4 protein-coding genes and 1 pseudogene are annotated in these 2,786 nt (G+C 56.5%); all 5 read right to left on the bottom strand.

The annotated features are described in order from the left end of the window. Positions 1-10: 10 nt before the first annotated feature. Positions 11-1,000, bottom strand: coding sequence for a conjugal transfer pilus assembly protein TraU (gene traU / locus BHE81_RS27915; RefSeq protein ID WP_149888866.1), 990 nt, complete (start codon positions 998-1,000; stop codon positions 11-13). Then, the gene (locus BHE81_RS27910; RefSeq protein ID WP_004194979.1) at positions 997-1,398 is read right to left on the bottom strand and encodes a hypothetical protein; all 402 of its coding nucleotides are present in this window, start codon (positions 1,396-1,398) and stop codon (positions 997-999) included. The genes traU and BHE81_RS27910 overlap by 4 nt, the downstream gene beginning before the upstream one ends. Before the next feature lie 34 nt (positions 1,399-1,432). Continuing rightward, positions 1,433-2,068: a type-F conjugative transfer system protein TraW gene (traW, locus tag BHE81_RS27905; RefSeq protein WP_013214026.1), complete on the bottom strand. Its 636-nt coding sequence runs from the start codon at positions 2,066-2,068 to the stop codon at positions 1,433-1,435. Continuing rightward, the gene (trbI, locus tag BHE81_RS27900) at positions 2,068-2,457 is read right to left on the bottom strand and encodes a type-F conjugative transfer system protein TrbI (protein WP_013214025.1); all 390 of its coding nucleotides are present in this window, start codon (positions 2,455-2,457) and stop codon (positions 2,068-2,070) included. The genes traW and trbI overlap by 1 nt, the downstream gene beginning before the upstream one ends. After that, positions 2,457-2,786, bottom strand: a pseudogene (locus tag BHE81_RS27895) (type IV secretion system protein TraC); the annotation flags it as partial. The gene trbI and the pseudogene BHE81_RS27895, both read right to left, overlap by 1 nt.

Here is a 2,786-nt window from a genome sequence, read left to right as displayed (position 1 = left end):
GAGACTCCTGTCAGAGAAAGACACAATTGCGTTTACGCCACATCAGATAGCCATAGTTCTTGCGGGAGTTGGGTGGATTTTTGCCGGCCTCCCAGCGCATCACGCTGCGTCCAAGCGGATGGCACTGACCACTGTCCGGATACATGTTCACCATCTGATAGCGCCAGCGTTCTTTCGGGATGATCGGGGAGGGATATTCGTAACAGACCGCCTTGTCCTTCCCGATACTCTCCATAATTTGTCCCTGCCGGTGAAGCTTGAAGGCCATACGTTCACTGACCAGTACCGACGACTGCAGCGGGCTGGATTCATTACTGACCTGGCCGTTAAACGGGTAAAGTGAGCCGTGGCTTCCACCACACCAGAAGAGCACATCCAGCGGCATATGGAATGCACTGGCCAGCGCATCCGCTGCGCAGGCGCCCTGCGCGATGGGGTTGGCAAACAGGATGGCTTCCGGATTCAGGATGGTGGTGAGGCTGCTGTCCACCCAGGTCGGGTCAATCTCGGACAGATAGGCAATATCCATGTCTCCGCCTTCCAGACAGCCTGCCGACGTGATGATGTTCAGCCAGTACGTCAGCGGGTACTTGTACCAGTGAACGTGATAGAAGGCGCCGTTCACCTGCTTATCGTCCTTTCTCGCGGTTCCCATGCCGGTCTTGCCGAGATTGATACTGAAGCCCCCCAGATTGACCATGCAACCTGGCGAACGGCTGACGTCCGTCATGGCCATCGGCTCCCAGTACCCGATGGCCAGACCGGGGCGAACAAAAAGCGGTGGCGGCGCCGGACACAGCTGCAGGGGATTACCGGGATTGCTGGTATCAGGCAGATCGCCTTTACCAACCTGCACGCTGCCGAGCGACAGAGGGAAGATGCAGCGCCAGCACACATCGGTGATCGGGTTAACAAACCGGCCCTCACAGGAGGGGTCTGCGGCGGCGCGGCCACTGAACGTTGAGAACGCGATGCAGATTAAAAAAAATATGGCTTTCATTCGTCAGTTTTCTCCCTGAGAACAAGACGGAGGGCATCGGTTTTATTGCGGACCTTTTCCCGTGTAGAGTCTTCGGCGCCCTCCATCCCGGCCCACACCATCAGGGACAGGCAGTCGAAGAGGTAAAGCTGGCGACGGTATGAATCCCTGTTCGTCTGGCGAACGGCGGACAGTGCATCGAGTTCACAAGTCATTTCATCGATAACCTTTTCACCGTTGTATCTCAGCCAGCGGTACAGCTTCTCGTTATCGGTCCTGAGACGCTCAACCTCTCTCTCCAGCCAGCTTTCTCTTGTACTGAGTTCCCGTATGACATTCTCCTGCTTACGGATGGTGGACCACATTAGCGTCAGCAAGAGCATCGTGAGCAGGATTATTAAGGCCAGTATCATCGGCATCGGTTACCTCTTTTGAATAAAACGCAGCCCCAGATCAGGGGTGCGGGACGGGCGGGAAGGTCTCAATATTCAGCCGTTCACCGGAGGGCGCCGGCGTGATCCGCGCCGGGACCGCCGTCAGGCCAAATCGCTTGCTCAGTACACCGTTCTGGTCGAAATAGATCCGGCTGTCCAGCGCTGCGGAGGTGTCCGGGATACTGCCACGCACCAGGATAATTTTGCTCATCAGGGTTTCCGGCACCTGACGCTTCATCCAGGCCAGCTGGTCGGCATCGTCACCATTGATGAAGTACAGGGTCTGGACAAACGGTACGGTTTTAAGCGGGTTCACCACTTCGCCCTTGCGGGCAAACACCCGCCCCTCATTGTCCTTCAGGTCTTCGGTCAGTCGGATGCTGGGATCAAACCAGCGCTGCTCGTATTTCTCCGCACGCTTAATGCCTTCCACCGGCGCCGGACGCTGACTGTTCTCGATAACCCGCTGCTTAAACGCATCCATCGTCTGGCCCCACTGGCCAGAGGATTGCAGCGACTGCAGACGCTGCGTGATGAGCTGCAGCATGTCCTGCTCCCGGACGGGCCATAAATCCCCCCAGGTACCGAGATCAGCCGCCTGAGTCAGCGGCGATAACAGGCAGGCGGCGAGCAGACAGTCTTTCAGTCGTATCATTACTCTTCTCCTTTCATCCGGCGGGCAATGTCGTGCTGGATGTTGCGGGTCACATCAGGCGCGCCCTGAACCACGGCAGGTGAAACCAGAATGACCACATGATGCTGCTGCTGATACTCCGCCAGACTCTTCTCCAGCGCGTCGTTAAACCGATCAGAGAGCGCTTTGGACTGCGCCTCTGTCAGCTGCTTCTGACTCACACTGTCCATAAAGCTGTCGAGCGTTTTCTTCATATCAAAAGCCACCACCCGCGGCGTGGAGTAGTCCAGAACCACGCGTGAGAGAAACGCGCTGGTTGCCAGGGCGAAAAGCACGAGAGCAACGATGACAGGTATCCGGCGAAAGGTAAGAGAGGTCGTACTGACCGGTTGTTCGGTGTTGTTTTTCATCACTGTTTATCCTCCATGTCATTCACCGGTATTCGGGATTCAAGCTCTGCCATTTCGTCTTTAAAGTTGCGGCACGCCAGTCCGTATACCGCATCGTGGATATCGACCCCCTCCTGCCGGCGCGCTTGCATGTACTCAAAATCCGGGCCTTTGGAGGAGTACATCGCCCGGCTGAGCGGGTCAACGAACAGGCGGTGCCAGGAGCAGTTCGCTTCCACCTGCAGCATAAAAGAGGAGAACCACTGCTCTTTGGCCGAACCGAAGCCGTTAATCATGTCTTTCTCCAGCTTGCTGAACTGATCCGGGTACAGCTGGTTATACTTGGCAAA

Origin of the sequence: Klebsiella sp. AqSCr (assembly GCF_008452795.1) — a bacterium.
Lineage (GTDB): Bacteria > Pseudomonadota > Gammaproteobacteria > Enterobacterales > Enterobacteriaceae > Klebsiella > Klebsiella pneumoniae.
This window is presented reverse-complemented; position numbering and strand designations above follow the sequence as displayed.